Origin of the sequence: Mycolicibacterium austroafricanum (assembly GCF_000612725.1) — a bacterium.
GTDB lineage: Bacteria > Actinomycetota > Actinomycetes > Mycobacteriales > Mycobacteriaceae > Mycobacterium > Mycobacterium austroafricanum.
The window spans coordinates 434,987-460,090 of sequence record NZ_HG964451.1 but is presented as its reverse complement, the minus strand read 5'-3'; the positions used below and the strand labels follow the sequence as shown (position 1 = coordinate 460,090).

The following is a 25,104-nucleotide window of genomic DNA, read 5'->3' as shown; positions in this document are numbered from 1 at the left end:
GACTTTCGTCTCTATTCCGGGGGAGCGGTCACGGAAAACGATGAGGTCGATTCACCGTTCAAAGGGAGCGACCATGCCTATGACGTCGACTGACCGTCCTGCCCCGACCCAGCGCCAGCTCGACGACATCGCCTGGCAATTCCTGCGCTCCGAGTTCACCGGGGAAATCTACGCGCAGTGGCCGATCGACCGTCGGCTCGACGCCTTCCTGCTGCACCGCGGACACCGCAGGCTGCACGACGACGGGTCGGCCTACGGGGCGCTGCTGGAACGCGTCATGGCAAACCTCGGGGATGCCGTGCGGACCGGGGTGCTGGGGTCGCCGAACGCCGGTGGGGTGTCGTGACCGTCATCCACAAGACCGCCCAGGACTGGCGCGTCACCCCGAATCTTGTTGACTATGAAAAGACTTGCGCCACCTTCGACTGGGCGGCCGCCCCGAACCTGTGCGCGGAGATGGGTCCCGGGCTGTGCAACATCGCCTACGCGGCCGTGGACCGGCATGCCCACGGTCCGACGGCCTCGCGCACCGCGCTGCGGTTCGTATCCGAATCCGACGGCGACACCGGCCTGAGCGTCCGCGGCCTGAGTTACGGCGAGCTGGGGCTGCTCGCGCGCAAGTTCACCGACGTGCTGCGATCACTCGACGTCCACAAAGGTGACCGGGTCTTCACCCTGCTCGGTCGCTGTCCCGAGCTCTACGTCGCGATACTCGGCGCGCTGCGCAACGGCAGCGTGGTGTCGCCGCTGTTCTCCGCGTTCGGTCCCGAGCCCGTCGCGACCAGGCTGAGTATCGGCGAAGCCGACGTACTGATCACCACAAAAGCGCAGTACCGCAAGAAGATCGCGGGCATCCGGGACCAATTGCCCTCGCTGCGGCACGTGTTCGTCATCGACGACCACGACGACGACTCCGGAGCCCAGACGATGGGGTTCTGGCCCCGCATGGACGCGGCCGGTGACGATGCGCCGATCGAGCCGACCACGGCCGACGATCCCGCCCTGCTGCACTTCACCAGCGGGACCACCGGAACCCCCAAGGGCGCGTTGCACGTCCACGGTGCGGTCACCATGCACTACGTCACCGGGCGCTACGCCCTCGACCTTCACGAGGACGACGTCTACTGGTGCACAGCCGATCCCGGCTGGGTCACCGGCATGTCCTACGGGGTGATCGCGCCTCTGCTGCACGGCGTCACGTCGATCGTCGACGAAGGCGACTTCGACGCCGAACGCTGGTACCGCATCCTGGAAAGCCAGGGTGTCACGGTGTGGTACACCGCCCCCACCGCCATCCGGATGCTGATCAAGGCAGGAGCAGAACTGGCGGCGGGCTCCCGGTTCCCACGGCTGCGGTTCGTCGCCAGCGTCGGGGAACCGCTCAACGCGGAAGCCGTGTGGTGGGGGAAACGCGTTCTGGGACTGCCCATTCACGACAACTGGTGGCAGACCGAGACCGGCGGCATCATGATCGCCAACACTCCCGCGTTCGACATCAAGCCGGGCTCGATGGGTCGGCCGCTGCCCGGGGTGCACGCCACGATCGTCCATCGCCGGGACGACGGTGCGGTGGAGGTGATCGACACCCCCGGGGTGGAGGGGGAGCTTGCGCTGAAGCCGGGTTGGCCGTCGATGTTCCGCGGCTACCTGCACCAGGAGGAGCGCTACCGCAAAACCTTCGCCGACGGGCTCTACCTGACCGGGGACATGGCCAAGCGCGACGACGACGGCTACTTCTGGTTCGTGGGCCGCGCGGACGACGTCATCAAGTCCGCCGGGCATCTGATCGGCCCCTTCGAGGTGGAGAACGCGCTCACCGACCATCCGGCCGTCGCCGAGGCCGCGGTCATCGGCGTGCCCGACCCCACGGTCGGCGAGGTGGTGAAGGCGTTCGTCACGCTCAAGGACGGATATCAACCCGACGACGCGTTGCAGCGCGACCTCATGGCGCACGCCCGCAAGCGGTTGGGAGCCGCCGTGGCCCCGAAGACGATCGCGTTCGCCGACTCGTTGCCGCACACCCGCAGCGGGAAGATCATGCGCCGGCTGCTGAAAGCCCGCGAGCTCGGCCTTCCGGAGGGGGACACCTCGACCATCGAGACCACCGGCAGTGCGAGTGCGACGGCGGTGACGCGCTGATGGACAGCGGGCAGGCGCGCGACCTCCTGACGGACATGATCCGGGTCCGGCGGATGGAGGAGAAATGTGCAGAGCTCTACAGCGAGAGCAAGATCCGCGGCTTCCTGCACCTCTACGTCGGTGAGGAGGCGGTGGCCGCCGGCTCACTGCGGGCGCTGGGCCCCGACGACGCGGTGGTTGCCACGTATCGGGAGCACGCACACGCGCTGCTGCGAGGGGTGCCGATGACCTCCATCATGGCCGAGATGTTCGGCAAGGTGCAGGGCTGCTCCCGCGGCCGCGGCGGGTCCATGCACCTGTTCGACGCGGACAGACGGTTCTACGGGGGGAACGCGATCGTCTCCGGCGGGTTGCCGCTGGCGGCCGGTCTCGCGCTGGCCGACGCCCACCAGGGCCGCAACCGGGTCACTGCCTGCTACTTCGGCGAGGGCGCGGTGGCCGAGGGAGCCTTCCACGAGTCACTGAACATGGCGGTGCTGTGGCGTCTGCCCGTGCTGTTCTGCTGCGAGAACAACCTCTACGCAATGGGCACCGCCCTGCGACGCGAGCTGTCGCAGACCGATCTCACCGTGAAGGCCGCGGCCTACAACGTGCCCACCCTGGCGGTCGACGGAATGGATGTCGCGGCTTGCCAATTCGCTGCCCAGGAGGCCGTCGAGCACGTCCGTCGCGGCGGCGGACCGTTCTTCGTGGAGTTCCGCACCTACCGCTTCCGCGCGCACTCGATGTTCGACCCCGAGCTGTACCGGGACAAGGCCGAGGTGGAGCAGTGGCGCCAGCGGGATCCGATCGCGATGTTCACCGACCGCTGTACCGGTGAAGGTCTACTGGCGCCCGAGGACGTGGCCGCGATCGAAGAAGCCGTCGGCGTCGAACTCAGCGACGCGGTGGCCTACGCGGAGGCCGGGACATGGGAAGACGTCGAGGATCTCGAACGCGATGTGTTGACACCGGCGGGGGGACAACGATGAAGACCAGCTACCGCACGGCCGTGCACGACGCGATCGCCGATGCGCTGCGCGACGACCCGCGAGTGCTGTTGATGGGCGAGGACGTCGGTCGTTATGGAGGCACGTATGCCGTGTCCAAGGGTCTGCTCGAGGAGTTCGGGCCCGACCGGGTGCGGGACACCCCACTGTCGGAGCTGGGGTTCGTCGGCATCGGAATCGGCGCTGCGCTAGGGGGATTGCGGCCGATCGTCGAGATCATGACGGTGAACTTCAGCCTGCTGGCGCTCGATCAGATCGTCAACACCGCTGCCGCGCTGCGCCATATGTCCGGCGGACAGTTCTCGGTGCCGCTGGTGGTCAGGATGGCGACCGGGGCGGGCCGCCAGTTGGCCGCCCAGCACTCGCACAGCCTGGAGGGCTGGTACGCCCACATCCCGGGTATCAAAGTGGTTGCCCCGGCGACGGTGGAGGACGCCTACGGGATGCTGTCCACGGCTCTGCAGGACCCCGATCCGGTGATCATGTTCGAGCATGTGCAGCTCTACAACACCTCAGCCGACGTGGCGGAGCTTGGCGCGCAGGATATTTCGCGGGCAGCGATCCGGCGGCAGGGCTCCGATGTCTCGCTGATCACCTACGGCGGCAGTCTGCCCAAGGTGCTCGACGCCGCCGACCAGCTTGCGCTGGCCGGCATCGACTGCGAGGTGATCGACCTGCGGGTGCTGCGGCCGCTGGACACCGAGACGTTCGTCGGCTCGGTGCGCAAGACGCATCGCGCGGTCATCGTCGACGAAGGCTGGCGCACAGGCAGCCTCGCGGCCGAGATCAGCACACAGATCACCGAGCAGGCCTTCTTCGACCTCGACGCCCCGGTCGCCCGGGTGTGCAGCGCCGAGGTTCCGATCCCCTACGCCCGTCATCTCGAACAAGCGGCCCTGCCGCAGCGGGACACGATCGTCGCCGCGGCCCAGGGACTTTTCGGAGGCCAACCGTGATCGAGTTCGCGATGCCGGCCCTGGGCTCCGACATGGACGAGGGCATGCTCAACGAATGGCTTGTGAAGCCGGGTGACACCGTCAGCCGCGGGCAGGTCGTCGCGGTGGTCGAGACCACCAAGGCCGCCGTCGAGATCGAGTGCTGGCACGACGGTACGGTCCACGAACTGCTGGTGCCCGTCGGGCAGACCGTTTCGGTGGGCACCCCGTTGGCGACGCTGCTGGAAAGTGGCGAGGTTGCTGCCGAGCACCCGGCCGTATCCCCAAAGCAGCCCGCCGTGGCGCCGTCCGAGCAGCCCGCCGTAGCGCCACCCGAGCAGCCCGCCGCCGTGTCGTCTGGGCGGCCCGCCGCGGTGTCGTCTGGGCGGCCCGCCGCCGTGTCGTCTGGGCGGCCCGCCGCCGTGCCGTCCGGGCACCGGCGGTGGGTCTCGCCCGCCGCGCGCCGCCTGGCCTCGTCACTGCACGTCGACCTCGACGCCGTCACCGGCACCGGGCCCCAGGGCGCGGTCACCATCACCGACGTGGAACATGCCGCCGCGGAAGCCGCCGGATCTGCGGCCGAAACCGCCCGGCCTGCGGCAGAGACCGCCGGGCCTGCGGCCGCGAAGCCCGCCGAGTCCCGCGGCGCCATGATGCGCCGGTCCATCGCCGCGGCGATGGGCCGGTCCAAACGCGAGATCCCGCACTACTACCTCGCCAACGAGATCCTGCTGGACGCGTCGTCGCAGTGGCTGGCCGAACGCAACGCCCAGCGATCGATCACCGAGCGGGTGCTGCCCGCCGCGCTGTTGCTCAAGGCCGTGGGCGTTGCGGCGCAACGCTTTCAGGAGCTCAACGGATTCTGGCGGGACGACGGGTTCGTCCCCGCGGACGCGGTGCACGTCGGTGTCGGGATCTCGCTGCGCGGCGGCGGGCTGGTGGCGCCCGCCATCCACGACGTCCCCGGCAAGAAACTCGACGAGGTGATGTCGGAGCTGACCGATCTGGTGGCGCGCGCCCGTGCGGGCTCGCTCCGCAGCTCGGAGATGTCCGACCCCACGATCACCGTAACCAACCTCGGGGATCAAGGCGTGGACACGGTTTTCGGCATCATCTATCCGCCACAGGTGGCACTGGTCGGCTTCGGCAAACCGGCCCAGCGGGTGTGCGCCGTCGACGGCGGAATCCGCATCGCCACCACGGTGCACGCCACGCTGGCCGCCGACCACCGGGCCAGTGACGGGCATCGCGGCGCGATGTTCCTGGCCGCGATCGACCAACTCCTCCAACAACCCGACCAATTCGAGAAGTGACCGCCATGAGAACAGAGCAGGACATCCGCGGCGACATCCTCGCGGTGCTGACCGCGATCGCCCCCGAGGTGGAACCCGACGACATCGACGACCACGAGCTGCTGCGCGACCAGGTGGATCTGGACTCGATGGACTGGCTGAACTTCCTGGTCGGGATCCACAAGCGGCTTCACGTCGACATCCCGGAGGCCGACTACAAGAAGCTGCGCACGCTCGCCGACGTCGTCGGATACGTCGAGCAGCACGCCACGGGACCGTGACGGAGGATCGCGGCGTGGAGCACGGAGTAGCCCTGGGCCGGATGCGCGGTCTGACCGTGACTGTCCACTGGAGTGTGGTGGTCATCGTCTGGCTCTTCGCCTGGAGTCTTGCCAGCACACTCCCGGGGTCCGCCCCCGGCTACCCGGATGCGGTGTACTGGGTCGCCGGCTTCTGCGGCGCGGCGCTGTTCGCGGCCGGCCTCCTCGCTCACGAACTGGCGCACGCCGTGGTGGCAAGGCGCTCAGGGATCCCCGTACCGGAAGTCACCCTGTGGTTGTTCGGCGGGGTGGCCCGGCTGGCAGGGGAGGCCAAGACACCGCGGGACGAATTCCGGATGGCGGCAGCCGGTCCCGCGTTGAGCCTGGCCCTTTCCGCCGTGTTCGCCGCGGTCGCGGCGGGCCTGGCCGGCACCGGGATCTCCCCGCTGGCCACCGAGGTGGCGGCGTGGCTGGCCGCGGCCAACGCGGTGCTCGCCGTCTTCAACCTGCTGCCCGGTGCACCGTTGGACGGGGGACGGATCCTGCGTGCCTACCTCTGGCACCGGCACGGAGATCCCGTGCGCGCGGCCATCGGCGCGGCCCGCGCCGGGCGCGTCGTCGCCTACCTGCTGATCGGGCTCGGATTGGTGGAGTTTCTGCTCGGCTCGCTCATCGGAGGCGCATGGCTGGCCTTCATCGGCTGGTTCCTGCTCACCGCAGCACGTGACGAGAACGCCGCCGTCCGGGCCCGCGCGTCGCTGGCCGGGGTCCGGGTCGCCGCCGTCATGACGCCCAACCCCCGCACCGTCCCGGAGTCACTCTCGGTGCAGCGCTTCATCGACGATCACCTGCTCGGCGACCGCCACTCGGCCTATCCGGTGACCCACCCCGACGGCACGTGCACCGGACTCGTCACCCTCGCGCAGGTACGGGTCGTACCACCTGTCGAGCGCGACACCACGCGGCTCGCCGACATCGCCATCCCACGGAACCGAATGGCCACCGCCGATCCGGGCGAACCGCTCGTCGAGGTGGTGCAGCGGCTCGACCGCAGCACCGGAAATCGCATCGTCGTGATGGCCGCCGACCGGGCGATTGGCGTGGTGACCGCCGCAGATGTCGCCAGAATGATCGATGTGCGCAACCTCGCCGCAGTCGGTCAGCCCGCGGGACCGGGCAACGGGTAGCCGCGCCACCTGCAGCCGTGCAGCCGAAGTGCTCAAACGGTGTCCCTCGGCGGTCCCGACTGCCACAATTGATCCCGGCAGTACGGGGGATCAGCGTGAGCAACCGACAACAGCGGGCCTTCGGCCGTCGGCACCCAGCCGATCTGCGGCGGATCCACGAACAACTCGACGAGTTGGCGGCCGACCGTGACCAGATGGGCCAATTGCTGCAGGTAGCGGTCGAGATCGGCTCCGATCTCGAACTGAACGCGACCCTGCAGCGCATCGTGCGTGCCGCCAGGGGCATGACCGCGGCCCGGTACGGTGCGATCGGCGTGTGGGGAACCGACGACCTGTTGTCCGACTTCGTCCACGACGGAATGGACGAGGGTACGGTGCAGGCCGTCGGCCATCCGCCGGTCGGCAAGGGGCTGTTGGGCTTCCTGCGGCAGGGTACCGACCCCGTTCGGCTGGACAACGCCGCCGAACACCCCTCGGCGGTCGGGTTCCCGCAGCACCACCCCGGCATGCGGGCGTTCATCGGCGTGCCGATCGTGATTCGCGGCGAGCCCTTCGGGAGCCTGTACCTGGCCGATGACCGACCCGATTTCGCCTTTGCCGAGGCGGACGAGATGACAGTCAGGGCACTGGCATCGATCGCGGCCGTGGCGATCGACAACGCCCGGCTACTCGACCACGCCCGGGCCACCGTGCGCTGGACCGACGCCGGCCGGGAGATCACGGCGGCGGTGCTCGGCGGCGACGATCCGTACCTGCGGCCGCTTCAACTCATCGTGGGCCGTGCCTGCGAGCTCACCGGCGCCGAGCAGGGAATCGTGCTGGTGGCCTCCGATCCGGAGCAGCCGGTCGACGAGGTCGACACCCTGGTGGTGTCCACCGCCGCCGGCCGCTACGCCGATGACGTTCTGGGGCAACGTGTTCCGGTGCACGGATCGACCACCGGCGCGGTGTTCCAGTCGGGCCGACCGGTCATCACCGAGGCGTTCGGTCACTCGATCCCGTTCTTCACCGACGTCGGCGAGCGACCGGTGGTCGTGGTGCCACTGCGCTCGGAGCGGCAGAATCTGGGGGTACTGGCGTTGGCGCGCAACGCCTCCGCGCCACGGTTCCAGGCCGGCGACCTCGACCTCGTCCGCGACTACGCCTACCACACGGCGATCGCCATCGTCATCGCCAGGGCCCGCGGCACCGCGAACGAGCTTGCGATGTTCACAGACCGGGAGCGCATCGCCCACGATCTGCACGATCAGGTGATCCAGCGGGTTTTCGCCGTCGGCATGGACCTGCAGGGCGTCGTCGCCCGAGTGCGATCCCCTGCCCTCAATGAGCGGCTGTCGAATTCGGTCGACGAACTGCAGGCGGTGATCACCGAGATCCGGTCGACGATCTTCAATCTGCAGAAGCCGGCCGAGGCGCATGGTGCTTTCGCCAAACGCATCAGGCATGCGTTCCAGCGTCTGACCGAGGACCGTGAGATGGCCGCGACGCTGACGGTGTCCGGTCCGATGGAAGTCGTCGCGCCGTCGCTCGTCGACGACGCCGAAGCCGTCGTGTTGGAGGGACTCAGCAACGCCGTCCGCCACTCGGGTGCCGCCGCCGTCGCCGTCGAGATCGCCGTCGGTGACGACCTCGTCGTGGAGGTCTGCGACGACGGTCAGGGCATCCCGGCCGAGAGTCGGCGACGCAGCGGCCTGGCCAACCTTGCCGCCAGGGCCCGGGCTGCCGGCGGCGAACTCGTGATCGATACCCCACCGTCCGGTGGCACCCGGCTGATCTGGAGCGTGCCGCTCGCCCGGACGTGAGCCCGCACCTCGCCGAGGGACCAAGGGCCCTCGCTCCCTGGACCAAAGCCTTTAGATCGGTGCTCAGACCCGTCCTAGCGTCGTGGTATGCGGCGACATCGGTTCTGCTGTTCGTCGTACCGGACCACTCGGAAGTGCTTGCAGGACAAGGAGTAACGAATGCCTCACCGCGTTTCGCCGGGCTTCCCGTCCACCCACACGATGTGGTCCATTCTTCGTCATCCGGGCACGGTGTGGGCGCTGCGGGCAGCCAACGAGCGGCTGGTCACCGCGCAGGACCTTCCTGACCTGCGTGCCGATTCCAACGAAGGAGGGCAGCATGACCGACTCACCCCGTAAACCGAAGGAGTGGACCGTCGGCGTAGCCGTCGACGAGCATGAAGATCAGACCCGCGCCACCGCCTGGCTGGTGTGGGATGAACGGGACGTCACGGGCGTCGGGTTGGCCCGGCGGAATCCGAAGGACGAGGACGTACCCGTCATCGGAGACGAGCTGGCCGTGGCTCGGGCGCTGTCCGACCTGGCACGTCAGCTGTTGGCCGTCACGGCCAGGGACATCGAGGGCGTGACCCACGAGCACGTCGCGTCATTGGAGTGAATGAACGGGACCAACGGCCCTAATGCCGTCGCATCCCCGGTCATAACGTGGACTGCGACAGCGTGCATCGCACGAGGCAATTCGTCAGAGGAGAGTGCCATGGACTGGCCGACAGCCGCCGTTCTCATCGCCATCGTCATCGCGATCATGGCCGTGGCGACCACCTATCTGGCGGGCCGTTCCTCGAAGTGATCGGTCACCGACATGCCTGGTGAGACGACGCGGTACGGAATTGTCGTCGGGGTCGACGGTTCCCCGGAGTCCTCCGCGGCGCTGCGATGGGCCGGCGGCGAGGCACTGCTGTTCCGGGAGCCTGTCACCCTGATCTACGCGGTGGCGCCGACGGTCGTCAGCTGGCCCATGGCGCCGCTGCAGGACACGGTCGTCGAGTGCGAACGCCAGAACGCGGAGGAAGCTCTCCAGTACGCCCGGAATGCGGTGGCCTCGGTGGCCGAATCGTGCGGACAGGACATCGACATCCGCACCGAAGTCCGGTACGGGCCCCCGGTTCAGGTACTCGTCGACGCCTCGAGGCAGGCGCGGATGGTCGTCGTCGGCAACAGGGGCAGAGGGGCTCTCGGCCGGCTGGCGTTGGGCTCCGTCAGCGACGGGTTGATCCACCACGCCCACGGCGCCGTCACCGTCGTGCACACCCGCCGCGGGCACCTTCCCGATCCGGCTGCATCGGTCCTGCTGGGCGTCGACGGCTCACCGGCATCCGAGGACGCCACCGCGCTGGCCTTCGAGGAAGCCGAGCGACGCGGCGTCGACCTGGTGGCAGTCCACGTGTGGGGTGACGTGGGCGGGCTCCCCCTGCAGGGCGACGAATGGCGCGGCCACAGACAGCAGGCCGAAGAGGTTCTCGCCGAGCGCCTGGCCGGGTGGCAGGAGCGTCACCCCGACGTCCGGGTCAGTCGCCACGTCGAATTCGACGATCCGGCCCACCATCTCGTCGACAGGGCGCGGACGGCCCAGTTGGTCGTCCTCGGCAGCCACGGCCGCGGCGGGTTCGCCGGTATGCTCCTCGGTTCTGTCAGCTCCACGGTGGCCCGGTCGGTCGACATACCGGTGACGGTGGCGCGACCACGATGACCGGACCACCGCTGCCACGCCGTCGCTGGTACCGCACGTTCCCCGCCGTCGTCGGGTTCGTGGCCGTCGCCGTCGTGATCATCGCCTCGGGGATCGTTGCGATCGCGCTGTCCGGCGGCCAGCGGTCCCAGGGCGGAATCGCGCCGTCACAGCGCGCCGAACTGGCCGAATGGTGGTCGACCGCACAGCCGCACGTCACCGATCTGCAAAAGGCCCTTGATGATTCGCTTGAGGCGCTGCGAAGTATGGACGGTCCCGCCCTGGGTGCGGCATGCCAGCGGATGCACGATTCCGCGGGAGTCGACGTCGCCGCGCATGTGCCCGCCCCGGATCGGGATCTCACCGCAGAATTGGAGGCCGCCGCGCAGGACGCGCATGACGCGGCGCACATGTGCCTGGCCGTGCTCGAGCTCACCCCCAACAATTACGACGCCGAATTCGTCTCCGACATCGACCAGGCCGACCGGCATCTGAAGGCCGCCGTGGCGATCATCGACCGCAGCCTGACGAGTTAGGCGCCCGGTTCGGGCCGCGCAGCAGGTGGCGAACCAGGAAATCGCGTTGATCCCGGGCTATCTCGTCGCGCACCGGGCCGTGGTAGACATCGAAGTGCGCGACCGGGTACTCCATGATCTCGACGTCAGCGGCGTGCCCGAGTCTGCGTCTGACGTAGGGCGACGAGACCTCGGCATCGTCACGGGCGAGGGTGACCAGGACCGGGCACCGGATGCGCTCGACCGTGCCGTCGCGGTATCTCGGAGCGTGGAACAGGAATCGCGGGGTCACTTCGTTTCGCCACGTCGGGGAGTTGGACTCGACGTGCCGAAACCGTTCTGCCAGAGCGGGGTCGCTGAACACGGCATGGCCGAGCGGCCCGTACACGGGCAGGTAGTACGGTCTGAGGCCGCACCGCCCGCGTATCGCATCCAGCGCCGCCGCGCCCACCAACCTGAGGGTGGCGATGACGGTGCGGGCAGGGCCCGGGCGGAAGGTGGCCGGCCGGTGGCGCCCTCGCAGACCGACGAACATGTCCAGGGCGGGGACGGTGGCCACCACCGCTGCGATGCGCGGGTCGGCGGAGGCGACGTTGATGACGTGGCTGCCGCCGAGCGAGGTACCCCACAGCCCGATTCGGCGGGCGTCGATCGCCTCGTGGGCCCGGGCGTAGGCCAGCGCAGCCCTGATGTCCTCGAGCTGGCGGCCGGTGTCCACCAGCTGCCGGGGCTGTCCCTCGCTCGACCCGAAATGGCGGTAGTCGAAAAGCAGGACCGCGAGACCGCCTGCGGCGAAGACGCTCGCGAAATCGGGCAGGATCCAATCCATCGTTCCCGAGAAGCCGTGGGCGAACACCACCGCCGGGTACGGCCCGGGACCGGCCGGCAGGTAGAGCTCGGCGGCGATCCGCGAACCGCCACTGGAGAACGACACCTGCCGTGTGGTGAAGCCGACACCCATGCCTCGACGCTACCGGCCACAATGCGGACCTTTTCCCCTTCTTCGGTGACCAAGGGCCCTGCGTGGAAAAATGCTGCGGCGCTAGCTTCGAGAGCGTGGCACCCTCACTGCGCGACACGTTCCGGCCGCTGGCCAAGACCGGAATCTATTACGCGCGCTCGTGGCGCGAGTATCTCGCGGGCGAGACGCCGCAGTTGCCGATCGCCCGGCCGACCGTGGCGCTGGCCGCCGAGGCGCTCCGTGACGAGGTGGTGCTGCTCGGGCTGCGGGCCCGCCGGCCCTTGAGTGACCCCGAGGCCTTCGCGCGGATTCACGACGAGGTCGTTGCGGCCCTGAAGTTCTACGGCCGTCGGGGGTGGCTCGACGACCCGGAGGGCTTCTTCCGCCCGCCGGCGCCGCTGACCGACGTCGAGGTGACCCCGGTGCGGCGTCGCAACCACACCTATGCCCGGCTGCGGTGGGAGAGCGGCTATCGCCCACTGCGCGGCGAGCCGGGCGGCGACCGCTGGGCGACATACACCGCGAACCGCCGGGGCTACGGACTGCTGTTGCGCCACCCGGAGCCGCGGCCCTGGCTGGTGTGCATCCATGGAACCGAGATGGGCCGCGCGGCACTGGACCTGGCGTTGTTCCGGGCGTGGTACCTGCACGAGGAGCTGGGCCTCAACGTGGTGCTCCCGGTGATGCCCATGCACGGCCCGAGGGGCAGGCAGCTACCGAAAGGCGCGGTGTTCCCCGGCGAGGACATGCTCGACGACATCCATGCGACCGGCCAGGCGGTCTGGGACATCCGTGCCCTCCTCGGCTGGATCCGCGCAGAGCAACCCGGCGCCGCGATCGGTGTGTACGGTTTGTCCCTTGGCGGATTCATCGCCGCGCTGGTGGCCAGCCTTGACGACGAGTTGGTCTGCGCGGTGCTGGGGGTGCCCGTCGCCGATCTCGTCGATCTGCTGAGCCGCCATTCCGGCATGGCCCGTGACGATCCGAGGCGGCGCACGATCGAGCTGGCAGGCCCGCTCGGCCAGATGATCTCGCCGCTGTCGCTGACGCCTCGTGTTCCGTTGTCGGGCCGATTCATCTACGCAGGCCTCGCCGACCAGGTGGTGCACCCCCGCGAGCAGGTCGCCCGGCTGTGGGAGCACTGGGGCCGGCCGAACATCGCGTGGTACCGCGGCGGGCACACCGGGTTCTTCCAATCCCGACCGGTGAACCGGTTCATCGCCGACGCGCTGGCCCGGTCCGGGCTACTCGCCGGGATCGACCGGCCGGGTATGCCGGACGCGACGACGGGCTGAGATGCGCAATGCCCGTGCTGCTGTGGATCTTCGTGGCGGGACTGGCGATGAGCGCCCTGGCGCTGGTGGGCAGTGTCACCCTGCTGATCCCCGAGCGTCTGTTCACGCGGATAGTCCTGCCGCTGGTGGCGCTTGCGGCAGGCGCGCTGCTCGGCGGCGCGCTGTTCCACATGCTGCCCGAAGCGATCGCACTGGACAGCGGCAGCAGGACCGTGTTCGCCTGGTGCGCCGCGGGCATCGTCAGCTTCCATGTCCTGGAACAGTTCCTGCACTGGCACCACTGTCACCGGCCGGTGAGTCAGCACCGCCCGCTGGGCTACCTGATCCTGGCGGCCGACGGCCTGCACAATCTGATCGGCGGTCTGGCGGTCGGAAGTGCCTTCATCGTCGACATCAAGCTGGGTGTGGTCACCTGGCTCGTCGCGGCGGCTCACGAAATCCCGCAAGAGTTAGGAGATTTCGGGATCCTCGTACACAGCGGATGGCCCGCCTCGCGCGCCCTGGTCTACAACGTCGTGTCCGCACTGACCTTCCTCGTCGGCGCGCTGCTCGCCTACGCATTCGCCGGCAGAGTCGACGTGACGGTCCTCGTTCCGTTCGCGGCGGGCAATTTCATCTACATCGCGCTGACCGACCTGCTGCCCGAGATCACCACCTCGCCGGTGCTCCGCGACAAGGCGCTCTACACCACGACGTTCGTGGCCGGAATCGTGCTGCTCTGGGCGGTGGCCCAGTTGGCATGAGCCGGCACAGGTTACGAAAGCACAAGAGAGAAAACGAGAAAGGAAACATGAGATGACTGTCAACGAGATGCCGACCCCGGTCGTCACGATGCCGCGGATCGGGGACCCGGCGCCGTCGTTCACCGCTGCCACCACCCAGGGTGACATCAACTTCCCCGCCGACTACCTCGGCAGGTGGGTCATCCTGTTCTCCCACCCGGCCGACTTCACGCCGGTGTGCACCAGCGAGTTCATCACGTTCGCGTCGATGCAGGACGAATTCGCCGCCTACAACACCGATCTGGTCGGGCTCTCGGTCGACGGCCTCTACAGCCACATCGCCTGGTTGCGGACCATCAAGGAGAAGATCTCGTACAAGGGGATGCGCGATGTCGAGGTCACCTTCCCGCTCATCGACGATGTCACGATGGAGGTCGCGCGCAAGTACGGCATGATCATGCCCGGCGAAGACACGACGAAGGCGGTCCGCGCGGTCTTCGTGATCGACCCCGAGGGCGTGGTCCGGACGATCATCTACTACCCACTGAGCACGGGCCGCAACTTCGACGAGCTTCTGCGCGTGGTGAAAGCGCTGCAGACGGCCGACGCGTTCGATGTCGCCACGCCGGCGGACTGGCGTCCCGGGGACGCGGTGATCGTTCCCCCCGCGGGGTCGTGCGGCACCGCCCAGAGCCGGATGTCGGGTGACGTCGTGGGTGTCGAATGCCAGGACTGGTTCTTCTGCACCAGAGAGCTTCCCGCCGACGAGGTCGAGGCCCGCATCCGCCGTCGGTGAGGAGTCCGATGCCCTGACGGGCCGGGGTCGAAGTGCCCTTGTGACGGCGGCGGCCGTCCAGCAGTCTCGACTGTGAGTCCGTATTTTCACCAGGTTTGGGACAGCGAGATCATGGCCGATGGCACGACATTGCAGCGACTTTCGCTCAGACAGCTCATCTGGGCGTGTCTGGGCGTCATGGCCGCCGCTTTCGTCGTCGTCTCGGCGGCCGCTGTCGCCGGGCAGGTCGGCGTGGCACGTGCTGTCGACGAGCTGAGCAACGAGGTGGTGCCGATCCAGGGCGAGGTCGAAGTGCTCCGGCGTACCTTCACCGACCGCGAGGCGGGCCAACGGAGTTACCTGCTCACCGGCAACCCCGCCTCGCTGGAACCCTTCGATGCGGGCGCCGTCACCGCCGACAGGATGCTCACGCACCTGCGCGAGGAGTTGGCCGGCGATCCGACGGGCAGCGCACTGCTCGACCGCATCGCCGCCGCGGCCGCCGCCTGGACGACGGACGCAGCCGAACCGCAGATCGCCGCCCGCCGCAGTGGGCCCGTCCCTGCCGACGAACAGGCGAGCATGACCTTGGAGAGTGGCCGCGTCTTCGATCGGTTGCGCACGGAACTGCGTGCCCTGGCGGCCCACACGGACGCCATGGCAGAAGCGCAGCTGATGCAGATCCAGTCCGTGCAGCGAACGGCGAACATCGTCCAGGCCGTCGGCGCGGTGATGCTGGTGCTGTCCGTGATCGGTGCCGTCATCGCGGTGCGGTGCCTGCTGACCCGTCCCGTCGGGATGTTGGTGGACCGGGTGAAGAGGGTGGCCGACGGCGACTACGACCGGCCCATCATCCGTCCGGGTCTGCGGGAGACGGCCGAGATCGCCGACGCTGTCGAGCAGATGCGCCTCAGCCTGAGGGCGAGCACCGACCGGCTCATCGACAGTGAACTGCGCGACGAGCAGGCGCGGATCGCCGCAGAGCTCAATGATCGCGTGATCCAGCGGGTCTTCGGTCTCGGACTGGGCCTCACCGCTGCGAGTGCACGTCGGGATCCCGATCTGCAGCCCTTCATCGACGAGACCGACGTCATCATCCGGGACCTTCGCGAGGTGATCTTCAACCTCGATCACGCGGTGTCTCCGCTGGGGCGGCCGTCCCGGATCCGCTCGGCCATCATCGACGTCGTCGAGGGAAGTGTGTCGGCGCTGGGCTTCACCCCGACGCTTGAGATCGCCGGTCCCGTCGACGACACCCCGATCCCGCCGGAACTGCACGCGGCTGTCCTCGCCGTCGTGCGGGAGTCCTTGAGCAACGTCGTCCGTCACTCCCGCGCGACCGCCGCCGGTGTGACCATCGAAGTGACTGGTGACAAGCTGCGAATCACGGTGCGGGACAACGGTGTCGGACTAGCCTCGGACAACATGATGGGCCGCGGCCGGCGCAACATCGCCTCGCAGGCAGAGCAGTTCGGCGGAACGGCCACGGTGTCCACCGCCGACTCGGGCACGGGTGCCGTCGTCGAATGGGCCGTTCCACTGCAGCCGGTGGGCCACCTCGATGCCGTGACGACTTCCGCGCGGTAGTCCATGACCGGGTACTGGCTCGACCTGGCGCTGGTGGGAGTGCTCGTACTGGTCAACGGCCTGCTGTCGGGCAGCGAGGCGGCGTTCATCTCGCTGGGGGAGGGACAGCTGCGGGAGATGGAACGCCGCGGCGGCCGCAGCGACCGCATCGTGGTGCGTCTCGCGCGGGAGCCGAACCGGTTTCTGGCGACCATCCAGCTCGGCATCACACTGGCCGGATTCCTCGCTTCGGCCACCGCGGCGGTGTCCCTCGCCCAACCCCTGGAGTCCCGGCTGCAATTCCTCGGCGGCGCTGCGGCACCCGTCAGCATCGCCGCGGTGACCATCCTCGTCACCGCATCCACGCTGGTCGTCGGCGAACTCGCACCCAAGCGCCTCGGCATGCAGTACGCACGGCGCTGGGCGGCGCTGGTGGCACCTGTGCTGAGAGCGTTGGCGATCGCCGCCACCCCCGTCGTCTGGGCCCTCGGGCAGGCGACCGACATCGTCGTGAGGCTGCTGGGCGGGGACCCGGACGTCGGCAAGGGGGAAATGACATTTGGTGAGCTGAGGGAGTTGATCGCCGGTCACAGCGAGCTGAATCCCGAACAGCGCAAGATCATCTCCGGCGCCCTCGAGATCCACGAGCGCGCGCTCCGCGAGGTCGTCGTGCCACGACCACGGGTGTTCCGGTTGCGCGCGGATCTGCCCGTGCCCCAAGCACTCACGGCGCTGGCGGCGTCAGGGCACACCAGGGCGCCCGTCGTGCCGTCGGGGGAACTGGACGACGCGATCGGCGTGGTGCACCTGCGTGATCTGCTGGGGTCCACCGGAACCGTGGCCGACGTCGCGCGCCCGGCGCTGCTGCTGCCCGACAGTCTGCGGGTCACCGCCGCGATGTCCCGTCTGATGGATGAGCGTGAACAGTTCGCCCTGGTCATCGGTGAGCGCGGCGGCGTCACCGGAATAGTGGCCCTGGAGGACCTGCTGGAAGAGGTCGTCGGCGAGATCTACGACGAGCAGGACAAGGACGTCAGAGCGGTGCGGGTGCTCCCGGACGGCAGCCGAATCCTGCCGGGGTCGTTCCCGATTCACGACCTGGTCGACGTGGGCGTCGACGCGTCGAGCCTGCCCAGCGGGGACTACACCACGGTTGCGGGTCTGATGCTGAGCATCCTCGGACGCATACCGAGCGGTCCCGGCGACCACGTCCAGATCGCCGGCTACCGGTTCGACGTCACGGCGGTGGACAGGCACGCCATCGCCGAGGTGCGGCTGTGGCCACAGCAGCAGTAGGTTGGTGACGTGTTCTTCCAAGTCGTCGCGGCCGACATCGACGGCACGCTGACCTCGTCCGGAGAACTTTCGGTCGACGCGTTGCGCGCCATCCGGCGAGCCAGGGACGGCGGCGTCTGCGTCGTGTTCGTGACCGGACGCATCGCGGCCGAACTCCACGCAGAATTTCCCGGAATCGCCGAGCACGCCGACGCGCTGGTGCTGGAGAACGGCGCCGTGGCGGTGGTCGACGGGCAGGACATCCTGCTGGCCGCGCCGGTGGAATCTGCTTTGGACGCCGAATTGACGCGGCGCCACATCCCTTTTCGTCGGGGTGCGGCGTTGATCGCCACCGACGGCCACCACGTGGCAGGGGTGGTCGAGGCGATCGGGGTCCTCGGCCTGGACTGCCAGATCATCCGCAACCGTGAAGCGCTGATGGTGTTGCCGGCCGGGGTGACCAAAGGTAGCGGGCTGCGCAGCCTGCTCTCCCGGATCAACCGGTCCCCGCACAACACGATCGCGATCGGTGACGCCGAGAACGACCTGTCGATGATGGCGGCAGCCGAACTGGGTGTCGCGGTGGCGAACGCCGTCGCCTCGGTCAAGGCGCACGCCGACCTGGTGATGGACGACCGGGACGGAAAGGGAGTCGCCGGGCTGCTCGACGGCCCGATCCTCAGCGGCGCGCGTCGATGGTGCCCGCCCCGGCGTTGGGTCGACATCGGCGTCTTCGACGATCACACGCCTGCGCAGTTGCCGGGCAGCCAGGGGCGCATCGTCGTCACCGGGCCGCCGGGCTCGGGCAAGAGTCACCTCATCGGACTGATGGCCGAGCAGTGGATCCTGGCGGGCTACGGCGTGCTGGTCGTGGATCCCGAAGGGGACCACGCCGAGCTCAGGGAACTCGACAACGTGGTGCTGGTCGACAGCCGGCACAATCTTGTCGAACCTCCCGATTTGGTCGAGATGCTGCACCCCGCAACAAGTCTCGTCGTAGACCTGTCCGCTCTGGATGCCGAAGCCAAGAGTGGGTACGCGCATCGGCTGCGTTCCGTCGTCGAGGCCCACCGCGAACGGCACGGCTTTCCGCACTGGGTGATCTGGGACGAGGCCCATCTGCTCGGGCGTCAGCGGGAAGAGCGCTGGGTCCGTCGGGGCGGGTACGTGCTGTCGTCGTTCGCGCCGGCGACGCTTCCGGCCGACGAGGTCGACGCCAGCGACGTCGTGGTGGAGGCGATCCGACCCGACCGCGCCGAATCCGTCGCGAATCCGGTGCAGTGGGCCACTATTCGCTACGGCACCGACGCGTCGAGGCCCTTCACGGTCGCCCGGCGCCGGACGGCCCATATCCGGCACCGACACAAGTACGTCGATGTCGCGCTTCCGCGGGAGCGCCGGTTCTACTTCCAGGCTGAAGACGGCCAGCCGGTCACGCCTGCGGCGACGATGCGCGACTTCGGTCAGGCCATCCTGCAGCTGACACCCGAGAGCCTACAGTTCCATCTCGAGCGCGGTGACTTCTCCCGCTGGCTCGGACACACCATCGCCGACACCGAACTGGCGGCCGAAGTGGCTTGCTGGGAAGACGAAGTCGCCGCGCACCGAGCCGCCGAGATCGAACGGGTCCGCAGACAGATCGCCGACGCGGTGCGCACACGCTACCTCGAGGGGCGCGGCTGAGCACCGCCCTCGTCGTCGCTGTATCCCTCGTCGTCGGTGTCTTCGAACTCAGTGGTCAACAGGTCGTGCAGGGTGTTCGACGTCGTGTGGGCCGCAGAAGAAAACGGCTCGATGACGATCTCCACCCCGGTGGCCCGCAGCCGCTCCGCATCGTGGCGGGTGTGCGCTGTCAGCGCGACCGCACCCGAGAACTGGTGCTGCCGTAGCCCGTGCAGCAGTGCGAGATTCGTCTGCAGAACCGGGATCGCACTGATGACGTACTTGGCCCGGTCCAGTGGCAGTGCCTCCAGCAGGTCGAGATCCTCGGCGCTTCCGAACGTCGTCGTCACACCGTCGCGGCGGTGTGCCCTGACCCCGTGCGGATCGAAGTCGACACCGAGGACGCGATGGCCGGCACCGGACAGCCGATCGGCGAGATGACTGCCGAATCGGCCCAGGCCGAACAGGATGATGTCGAAGTCGCCGTCGGAGAGGCCGGCCACCTCGTGGTCTCTCTGGTGCTTTCTCTCCAGATGGGACAGCCACCGCTGCGAACGCGCGAAGATGCCGTCCGAATACATCGTCATGTACGTCGATGCGGCGATGGTGATGAGGCCGACCACGGTGATCAGGCTGACGGTGGCGTTGCTGATATGTCCCAGGCTGAGCCCCAACGCCGCAAGGATCAGCGAGAATTCGGAGATCTGGGCGAGCGGCAGCCCGACGAGAAACCCGACGCGTACCGGGTAGCGCATCACCGACATGATCGCGATGACGATCGCGGGCTTGGCCACCAACACGAAGACCGACAGGATGATGGCCGCGGTGATCTGTCCCGCCGCTTCGCTGAAGTCCAGGCCCGCGCCCAGGTTCAGGAAGAAGAAGAACAGCAGGAAATCCCGCAGACTGACCAACCGGGCCCCGAGCGCGTCACGGAACTGGGTGCCGGCCAACGAGACTCCGGCGAGGAAGGCTCCGACCTCGGAGCTGAATCCCAGCCACTCGGAAAACGATGCGACCGACACGGCGTACGCGACTCCGAACAGAACCAGCAACTCCTGGGACCGCGCGATCTGCGGCATCAGCCAGGGCAGGACGAACCGCATCAGCACCCAGAGGGTGGCGAGCAGGCCGATGCCCTTGAGGGCGACGGCCGCGATACCCGCCCCCACGCTGCCCTCGCCACCTCGCCCGGAAGCGGTGAGGGCGATCATCACCACGACGACGACGATGTCCTGGACGATGAGGATGCCGAGCGCTATCCGTCCGTGCAGCTGCTCCAATTCCCGTTTGTCCGACAACAGCTTGACGATGATGATCGTCGACGAGAAGGTCAGCGCCACAGCGACATAGAGCGCCGTCACGTTGTCCATCCCCAGCGCGAGCGCGATGAGCAGGCCGAGTGCGAACGTGACGAGCACCTGGCCGAGCCCGGTGATCACCGCGACGGGTCCGGTGTTGCGGATCATATGCAGATCCAGCCTGAGTCCGACCAGGAACAACAGGACGGCGAGGCCCAGCCTGGCCAACAACTCCATGGTGCTGTCGGCCGATACCCAACCGGCACCGACCGGACCCACCGCGACGCCGACCATGATGAACGCCACGATGAGCGGCTGACGCAGCCTGGTGGCCACTACGCCTGCAGCGGTGGCGAGCGCCAGGATGATCGCGATGGTCGGAAAAAGGTGGCCGTCCATGTCGGGATCAGACTATCCGGCGTGCGCGCAGCAGATTCTGGCCGACCCTCACGGGGTTCGCGGGCGGACCACCATGACGGGCACCCGTGCCGCCTGCACCACGGCGCCGCTGACCGACCCGAGCAGCGCGCCCGTCACCGCGCCGTACCCGTGACTGCCCACGATGAGCAACTGAGCCGACTCGGACCGCTCGACGAGCCGGCGGGCCGGCTCGTCGGACACCACGACACGTTCGACTGCCACCCCGGGATAACGCTTCTGCCAGGGCGCGAGCTGTCGAGCGGCTTCCTGTTCCACCTCGGGGCGAATCTCCTCCCAGTCGAAGCCCGGCATCTCGAAGGCGCCCGGCGACCACCACGAGTGCAGCGCGACAAGCCCCACACCCCGGCGCGAGGCCTCCTGAAACGCGATCTCGACAGCGGCTTCGGACCCGGGGGAGCCGTCGAACCCCAGCACCACCGGCGCCCCTCCGGGCGGCGCCGGCTCCTCGTCGTGCACCACGACGACCGGGCAGTGTGCGCGGTGGATCACCCCCATGCTGGTGCTTCCGAGCACCTTGCGCAGCAGGCCACCCTGCCCCCGGGAACCGACGACCACCATTCCCGCCGTGTGCGACGCCTCCACCAGTGCGGCGGTCGGGGTCGCGACGGCGAACTCGGCGGTCACCGGAACGGCGCCCCCGGTGAGTTCCTTGGCGATCTGACCGGCGTCCTTCAGGATGTCCTGGCCGATCTGCCGCTGCCAGTCCAGGAAGCCGGTCGGGACCGGAACGACCGGCCACGCCCCGATGGGCAGCGTGGTCGCATACAGGATGACGAGCGGTATGTTCCGCAGCTTCGCCTCCGCGGCGGCCCACTCCAGCGCCGGCTGTGACGAGGGCGAATCGTCGACGCCGACAACTACATTCCCGATCTCATTTCCGAACTCCGCGGCCGCGGCCATCGTGTGCTCCTCATCTCGACTGGCGCGGCAGGCGGGTTCGACTCCAGGCCGCACCTGACACGTTATGGGGTGGCGGGCCCGGTCTCTAGAGGCCTTCGGCCCCGAACCCTCCGCAGGCCGAGGACCTGTGCCACCTTCGGCCCACCGGGCAGCGCAAGAGGCTAGCCGAGCAGCGCGGTGACCGCGGCGAAATAGAACAGGATCGACAGCAGATCCTGGACCACCGTCGCCAGCGGGCCGGATCCGAACGCCGGATCCCTCCCGAGGCGGTGCAGCAACCACGGCAGGCACAGGGCCACCACCGTGGACGCGCTGCTGGCGCCGATCACGGTGAGCGAAACGGCCAGTGCCAGAGCAAAGTTGGCGGTCATCATCGCGACAAGCGGCCACATGACCGCTGCCAGCAGGATTCCCATCGACAGCCCGGTGAGCGCTTCGCGGACGACGATCCGGCGGATGCCGACACCCACCGACAGCCCGCGGATCGCCAGTGTCTCGGTCTGTGTGCCCACGGCGTCGGCCAGGTACACGATGCCGGGAACGAAGTACGCGACGGCCAGGTCGGCGTTGAGTTGCGCGTCGAAGGCCGTCATCAGGACCGCCGAAACCATCGCGCCGAGCAGGCCGACGACGAGCCACGGCACCCTGTGCCACAGCCGATTCCGCACCGACTCGACGCTGGTGGTCCGCACGGACTCCACATCACGCATGAAGCCGCCGAGCCGAGCCAGGTCTTCGTCATGTTCCTGCAGCAGAACGCCGAGCAGCCGCTGCGGTGAGATCAGCCCGAGGAAGCGTCCGTCCCCGTCGACGACGGCGAGGTAGGGCTCCGCGCGGTGCACCGCCTGCCAGGCCGCATGCTCCTGATCGGTGTCCGGAGCGACCGCGGGCGGTGCGGAATCCATCACGTCGCGCACGCGCTGCCCCGGGTCGGCGGCCAACATCGCCTCGATCGTCGCGATACCCCGCAACCGCTGCCGGGCGTCGATCACCGCGACCGCCGCGGCACTGTCGAATCGCTTGCCGCGCATGGCGGCGAGCGCATCCTCGACCAACGTGTCGGCGGTGGAGGTGGGGACGTTGCGCGAGGCGTGGTGCAGCGCCTGATCAGTGGGCCCGAGGAACTTCTCCGTAGTGGGCGCAACCTCCGCCGACGACGTCATCCGCGGGACTCGCCGGTCGGCCGCGGGTTGAGCGTCACGTCGAAGGCCACGCCACGAATAATCGGCCTCGACGCCGCACCGGTGGCAGAGTCCGAGGTCCTTCGCAGCCGGGGACCTGCGGCCCTACCTCGGGGACACCGCAGCGCCGACGATCTGAAACCGGGGCTGGCGAAAGGTTGTCCGATGGTGCGCGTGTTTCTGGTCGATGATCACGAAGTGGTCAGGCGGGGCCTTATCGATCTGCTCAGCACTGATCCGGAGTTGGACGTGGTCGGTGAGGCGGGTTCGGTGTCCGAGGCGCTGACCCGGATCCCCGCCGTCGCGCCGGAAGTCGCGGTGCTCGATGTCCGGTTACCGGACGGCAACGGCATCGAATTGTGCCGGGATCTGCTGTCCCGGGTGCCGGGGCTGCGGTGCCTGATGCTGACGTCGTTCACGTCGGACGAGGCCATGCTCGATGCGATCCTGGCCGGCGCGAGTGGCTACGTCATCAAAGACATCAAGGGTATGGAGCTCGCCGAAGCGATCAAAGACGTGGGTGCGGGGCGGTCTCTGCTGGACAATCGCGCCGCGGCGGCGCTGATGTCGAGGTTGCGCGACACCGCCGAGCGCGCAGACCCGCTGCTGGGTCTGAGCAGCCAGGAGCGGGTGCTGCTTGACCTGCTCGGCGAAGGGCTGACCAACAAGCAGATCGCGGACCGGATGTTCCTGGCCGAGAAGACCGTGAAAAACTACGTCTCCCGGCTGTTGGCCAAACTCGGTATGGAGCGCCGCACCCAGGCGGCCGTGTTCGTGTCCAGGCTGGATCGGGCCGGCCGTTAGAGCGGCTGGGCGGCGCCCTCACCGTTGGCCTCGGCCGGAGCGATCGGCGGTTCCGGTGACGGGTTCAGCATGGCGGCGACGTCGATACCCGAGGATTTGAGGGTCTCGACGATCTTGGCCACCGCCAACGGGCTGACGCCGAGCAGGCCGCCGACCGCGTCCTGCGCGTCCGAGGCGCCGCCGATGATGGACAGCCGCTCGATCTCCGACAGCGGCATGGCCGCGGCCTCGGTGGCTTTGACCACCGACTGCAGTACGTCGGGCAGTGTCTGCAGCCGCGCCGCCTCGGGGGAGTAGGTGTTCAGCGCGGCGGCGATCTCCTTCTTGCCGGCGGCCTCGGCCACCAGCCTGGCCTTGATGCCGTCGGCCTCGGCCTGCCGCTCCACCCGCAGCGCATCCGCGGCGGCCTTGCGGGCGTCGGCTTCGGCCTGACCCGCGAGGATCGTGGCCTGGCGTTGCCCCTCGGCGCGGGCGATGTCGGCCGCGCGCTGGGCTTCGGCCGGCGCGATGACGTCGGCCTGCAGCGCGGCCTGGGACTGCTCGGCGCGGCGCTGCTCGACCTCGATCCGGGCCTGCACCCGGGCGGCCTCGGCCTGCTCGATGGCGATGCCGACGTCCTTCTGGGCGCGCGCGTTGGCCAGCGGTCCGGCCTGGTCGGCCTGGGCGTTCTCGGCCTCGGTCTGGGCGCGCAGCCGCGCGAGCTCGACGTCGCGCTTCTGGTTGGCCGTCGCGATCGCGGTGTCGGCCTCGGCCTGCGCGACCGCTCCCGCCTGCCGCGCCTTCGCGGACTGGATCTGCGCGTCCCGTTCGGCTTCGGCGGTGCCGACGGCGGCATCACGCTTGACCTCGGCGATGCGGCGCTGCCCCAGCGACTCGAGGTAGCCGTTGCGGTCGGAGATACCGGCGATCTTGAGGACGTCGACCTCCATGCCGATGCGGGCCAGGTCGCCGCCGGCCTCGTCGACCACGCTGCGGGCCAGGGTGTCGCGGTTGGAGTTGAGGTCTTCGACGGTCATCGTCGCGGTGATGCCGCGCAGGCTGCCCGCGAGGATCTCGTTGATCTGGCGCTGCAACTCGTTGAGGTCGGAGGTCAGGAAGCGCTGCACCGCGGTCTGCACGGCCTCGTCGGCGGAGCCGATCCGGACCAGGCCGACCGCCTCGACGTTGACCGGGACGCCGTTGTTGGACAACGCGTTCTGCAGGTTGATGCTGACGTTGAACGGCTCCAGGCTCATGATGTCGACGCGTTCGATGCCGGGCACCCGGAACCGTGCGCCGCCGCGGACCACCTTCGGCTGGCCGCGCCCGGTGAACACCGCGACCTCGTTGGGTGGCACCTTGATGTAGTTCTTCACGTACACGATCGGCAGCGCGACGAACAGCAACAGCGCGGCGATCCCGGCGATCACGGTGATCAACAGGACGGACATCGG

At 68.6% G+C, this 25,104-nt stretch carries 24 protein-coding genes; 19 read left to right on the top strand and 5 right to left on the bottom strand.

Going from position 1 to position 25,104, the window contains the following annotated elements; translation table 11 throughout:
• The first annotated feature begins 73 nt into the window (after positions 1-73).
• The 12 genes from BN976_RS08850 (at position 74) to BN976_RS08800 (ending at position 10,809) form a co-directional block, all read left to right on the top strand.
• The gene (locus BN976_RS08850) at positions 74-346 is read left to right on the top strand and encodes a hypothetical protein (RefSeq protein ID WP_036369994.1); all 273 of its coding nucleotides are present in this window, start codon (positions 74-76) and stop codon (positions 344-346) included.
• Positions 343-2,139: an acetate--CoA ligase gene (gene acsA / locus BN976_RS08845; protein ID WP_036369992.1), complete on the top strand. Its 1,797-nt coding sequence runs from the start codon at positions 343-345 to the stop codon at positions 2,137-2,139. Before BN976_RS08850 ends, acsA begins: the two co-directional genes overlap by 4 nt.
• On the top strand, positions 2,139-3,110 hold the full coding sequence (pdhA, locus tag BN976_RS08840; protein WP_036369989.1) for a pyruvate dehydrogenase (acetyl-transferring) E1 component subunit alpha: 972 nt from the start codon (positions 2,139-2,141) through the stop codon (positions 3,108-3,110). Before acsA ends, pdhA begins: the two co-directional genes overlap by 1 nt.
• Positions 3,107-4,084, top strand: a complete 978-nt coding sequence (locus BN976_RS08835; RefSeq protein WP_036369987.1) for an alpha-ketoacid dehydrogenase subunit beta — start codon at positions 3,107-3,109, stop codon at positions 4,082-4,084. The genes pdhA and BN976_RS08835 overlap by 4 nt, the downstream gene beginning before the upstream one ends.
• On the top strand, positions 4,081-5,376 hold the full coding sequence (locus tag BN976_RS08830) for a dihydrolipoamide acetyltransferase family protein (protein ID WP_036369984.1): 1,296 nt from the start codon (positions 4,081-4,083) through the stop codon (positions 5,374-5,376). Before BN976_RS08835 ends, BN976_RS08830 begins: the two co-directional genes overlap by 4 nt.
• Before the next feature lie 5 nt (positions 5,377-5,381).
• Positions 5,382-5,636 (top strand): acyl carrier protein, encoded by a 255-nt coding sequence (locus tag BN976_RS08825; RefSeq protein WP_011778674.1) that lies wholly within the window; start codon positions 5,382-5,384, stop codon positions 5,634-5,636.
• Positions 5,637-5,650: 14 nt separating this feature from the next.
• Positions 5,651-6,802 carry a site-2 protease family protein gene (locus BN976_RS08820; protein WP_105388441.1) on the top strand — a complete coding sequence of 384 codons (1,152 nt, stop codon included), beginning with the start codon at positions 5,651-5,653 and terminating at the stop codon, positions 6,800-6,802.
• 194 nt (positions 6,803-6,996) lie between these two features.
• Complete coding sequence (locus BN976_RS08815; RefSeq protein WP_235622031.1) at positions 6,997-8,604, top strand: GAF domain-containing sensor histidine kinase; 1,608 nt, start codon at positions 6,997-6,999, stop codon at positions 8,602-8,604.
• Positions 8,605-8,763: 159 nt separating this feature from the next.
• A complete protein-coding gene (locus BN976_RS33555) occupies positions 8,764-8,943 on the top strand; it encodes a hypothetical protein (RefSeq protein WP_133167775.1) in 180 nt (59 codons plus the stop codon).
• Entirely contained in the window at positions 8,924-9,202 is a 279-nt protein-coding gene (locus BN976_RS08810) for a DUF1876 domain-containing protein (RefSeq protein WP_011778677.1), read from the top strand. The genes BN976_RS33555 and BN976_RS08810 overlap by 20 nt, the downstream gene beginning before the upstream one ends.
• Before the next feature lie 204 nt (positions 9,203-9,406).
• A complete protein-coding gene (locus tag BN976_RS08805; RefSeq protein WP_036369982.1) occupies positions 9,407-10,294 on the top strand; it encodes a universal stress protein in 888 nt (295 codons plus the stop codon).
• Complete coding sequence (locus tag BN976_RS08800) at positions 10,291-10,809, top strand: hypothetical protein (RefSeq protein WP_011778679.1); 519 nt, start codon at positions 10,291-10,293, stop codon at positions 10,807-10,809. Before BN976_RS08805 ends, BN976_RS08800 begins: the two co-directional genes overlap by 4 nt.
• Here the strand turns inward: BN976_RS08800 and BN976_RS08795 are convergent.
• A complete protein-coding gene (locus BN976_RS08795; RefSeq protein WP_036369980.1) occupies positions 10,784-11,749 on the bottom strand; it encodes an alpha/beta hydrolase in 966 nt (321 codons plus the stop codon). The genes BN976_RS08800 and BN976_RS08795 overlap by 26 nt on opposite strands.
• 95 nt (positions 11,750-11,844) lie before the next feature.
• On the opposite strand from BN976_RS08795, the gene BN976_RS08790 reads away from it, so the two are divergent.
• The 6 genes from BN976_RS08790 (at position 11,845) to BN976_RS08765 (ending at position 19,065) form a co-directional block, all read left to right on the top strand.
• Positions 11,845-13,044: an alpha/beta hydrolase family protein gene (locus BN976_RS08790; RefSeq protein ID WP_036369978.1), complete on the top strand. Its 1,200-nt coding sequence runs from the start codon at positions 11,845-11,847 to the stop codon at positions 13,042-13,044.
• An 8-nt stretch (positions 13,045-13,052) separates the two neighbouring features.
• Positions 13,053-13,787: a ZIP family metal transporter gene (locus tag BN976_RS08785; RefSeq protein ID WP_235622010.1), complete on the top strand. Its 735-nt coding sequence runs from the start codon at positions 13,053-13,055 to the stop codon at positions 13,785-13,787.
• A 52-nt stretch (positions 13,788-13,839) separates the two neighbouring features.
• Positions 13,840-14,562 carry a peroxiredoxin gene (locus tag BN976_RS08780; RefSeq protein ID WP_011778683.1) on the top strand — a complete coding sequence of 241 codons (723 nt, stop codon included), beginning with the start codon at positions 13,840-13,842 and terminating at the stop codon, positions 14,560-14,562.
• 111 nt (positions 14,563-14,673) lie between these two features.
• The gene (locus BN976_RS08775) at positions 14,674-16,128 is read left to right on the top strand and encodes a sensor histidine kinase (RefSeq protein ID WP_036370471.1); all 1,455 of its coding nucleotides are present in this window, start codon (positions 14,674-14,676) and stop codon (positions 16,126-16,128) included.
• A 3-nt stretch (positions 16,129-16,131) separates the two neighbouring features.
• Complete coding sequence (locus BN976_RS08770) at positions 16,132-17,403, top strand: hemolysin family protein (RefSeq protein WP_011778685.1); 1,272 nt, start codon at positions 16,132-16,134, stop codon at positions 17,401-17,403.
• A gap of 9 nt (positions 17,404-17,412) precedes the next feature.
• A complete protein-coding gene (locus tag BN976_RS08765) occupies positions 17,413-19,065 on the top strand; it encodes an HAD hydrolase family protein (RefSeq protein ID WP_036369975.1) in 1,653 nt (550 codons plus the stop codon).
• Here BN976_RS08765 and BN976_RS08760 read toward each other — a convergent pair.
• The 3 genes from BN976_RS08760 to BN976_RS08750 all read right to left on the bottom strand — a co-directional run bounded on the left by BN976_RS08760 (position 19,044) and on the right by BN976_RS08750 (position 22,849).
• Positions 19,044-20,744 (bottom strand): cation:proton antiporter, encoded by a 1,701-nt coding sequence (locus BN976_RS08760; RefSeq protein ID WP_011778687.1) that lies wholly within the window; start codon positions 20,742-20,744, stop codon positions 19,044-19,046. The two genes, BN976_RS08765 and BN976_RS08760, sit on opposite strands and share 22 nt — an antisense overlap.
• Before the next feature lie 48 nt (positions 20,745-20,792).
• Positions 20,793-21,686: a universal stress protein gene (locus tag BN976_RS08755; protein WP_011778688.1), complete on the bottom strand. Its 894-nt coding sequence runs from the start codon at positions 21,684-21,686 to the stop codon at positions 20,793-20,795.
• Positions 21,687-21,847: 161 nt separating this feature from the next.
• Entirely contained in the window at positions 21,848-22,849 is a 1,002-nt protein-coding gene (locus BN976_RS08750) for a magnesium transporter (RefSeq protein ID WP_011778689.1), read from the bottom strand.
• 183 nt (positions 22,850-23,032) lie between these two features.
• Here BN976_RS08750 and dosR point away from each other — a divergent pair, with 183 nt between their 5' ends.
• Positions 23,033-23,671 carry a hypoxia response regulator transcription factor DosR/DevR gene (gene dosR / locus BN976_RS08745; protein ID WP_011778690.1) on the top strand — a complete coding sequence of 213 codons (639 nt, stop codon included), beginning with the start codon at positions 23,033-23,035 and terminating at the stop codon, positions 23,669-23,671.
• On the opposite strand, the gene BN976_RS08740 is transcribed toward dosR, so the two are convergent.
• Positions 23,668-25,101: a flotillin family protein gene (locus BN976_RS08740; RefSeq protein ID WP_011778691.1), complete on the bottom strand. Its 1,434-nt coding sequence runs from the start codon at positions 25,099-25,101 to the stop codon at positions 23,668-23,670. The two genes, dosR and BN976_RS08740, sit on opposite strands and share 4 nt — an antisense overlap.
• Positions 25,102-25,104: the final 3 nt, after the last annotated feature.

Bases quoted from the DNA above. Each gene is read 5' to 3' on its own strand.
- BN976_RS08835 (WP_036369987.1), top strand. From the start codon at position 3,107: ATGAAGACCAGCTACCGCACGGCCGTGCACGACGCGATCGCCGATGCG.
- BN976_RS08795 (WP_036369980.1), bottom strand. From the start codon at position 11,749: ATGGGTGTCGGCTTCACCACACGGCAGGTGTCGTTCTCCAGTGGCGGT.
- BN976_RS08770 (WP_011778685.1), top strand. From the start codon at position 16,132: ATGACCGGGTACTGGCTCGACCTGGCGCTGGTGGGAGTGCTCGTACTG.
- BN976_RS08750 (WP_011778689.1), bottom strand. From the start codon at position 22,849: ATGACGTCGTCGGCGGAGGTTGCGCCCACTACGGAGAAGTTCCTCGGG.
- BN976_RS33555 (WP_133167775.1), top strand. From the start codon at position 8,764: ATGCCTCACCGCGTTTCGCCGGGCTTCCCGTCCACCCACACGATGTGG.
- pdhA (WP_036369989.1), top strand. From the start codon at position 2,139: ATGGACAGCGGGCAGGCGCGCGACCTCCTGACGGACATGATCCGGGTC.
- BN976_RS08760 (WP_011778687.1), bottom strand. From the start codon at position 20,744: ATGGACGGCCACCTTTTTCCGACCATCGCGATCATCCTGGCGCTCGCC.
- BN976_RS08850 (WP_036369994.1), top strand. From the start codon at position 74: ATGCCTATGACGTCGACTGACCGTCCTGCCCCGACCCAGCGCCAGCTC.
- BN976_RS08780 (WP_011778683.1), top strand. From the start codon at position 13,840: ATGACTGTCAACGAGATGCCGACCCCGGTCGTCACGATGCCGCGGATC.
- BN976_RS08810 (WP_011778677.1), top strand. From the start codon at position 8,924: ATGACCGACTCACCCCGTAAACCGAAGGAGTGGACCGTCGGCGTAGCC.
- BN976_RS08825 (WP_011778674.1), top strand. From the start codon at position 5,382: ATGAGAACAGAGCAGGACATCCGCGGCGACATCCTCGCGGTGCTGACC.
- dosR (WP_011778690.1), top strand. From the start codon at position 23,033: ATGGTGCGCGTGTTTCTGGTCGATGATCACGAAGTGGTCAGGCGGGGC.
- BN976_RS08815 (WP_235622031.1), top strand. From the start codon at position 6,997: ATGGGCCAATTGCTGCAGGTAGCGGTCGAGATCGGCTCCGATCTCGAA.
- BN976_RS08785 (WP_235622010.1), top strand. From the start codon at position 13,053: ATGCCCGTGCTGCTGTGGATCTTCGTGGCGGGACTGGCGATGAGCGCC.
- BN976_RS08740 (WP_011778691.1), bottom strand. From the start codon at position 25,101: ATGTCCGTCCTGTTGATCACCGTGATCGCCGGGATCGCCGCGCTGTTG.
- BN976_RS08800 (WP_011778679.1), top strand. From the start codon at position 10,291: ATGACCGGACCACCGCTGCCACGCCGTCGCTGGTACCGCACGTTCCCC.
- BN976_RS08775 (WP_036370471.1), top strand. From the start codon at position 14,674: ATGGCCGATGGCACGACATTGCAGCGACTTTCGCTCAGACAGCTCATC.
- BN976_RS08755 (WP_011778688.1), bottom strand. From the start codon at position 21,686: ATGGCCGCGGCCGCGGAGTTCGGAAATGAGATCGGGAATGTAGTTGTC.
- BN976_RS08805 (WP_036369982.1), top strand. From the start codon at position 9,407: ATGCCTGGTGAGACGACGCGGTACGGAATTGTCGTCGGGGTCGACGGT.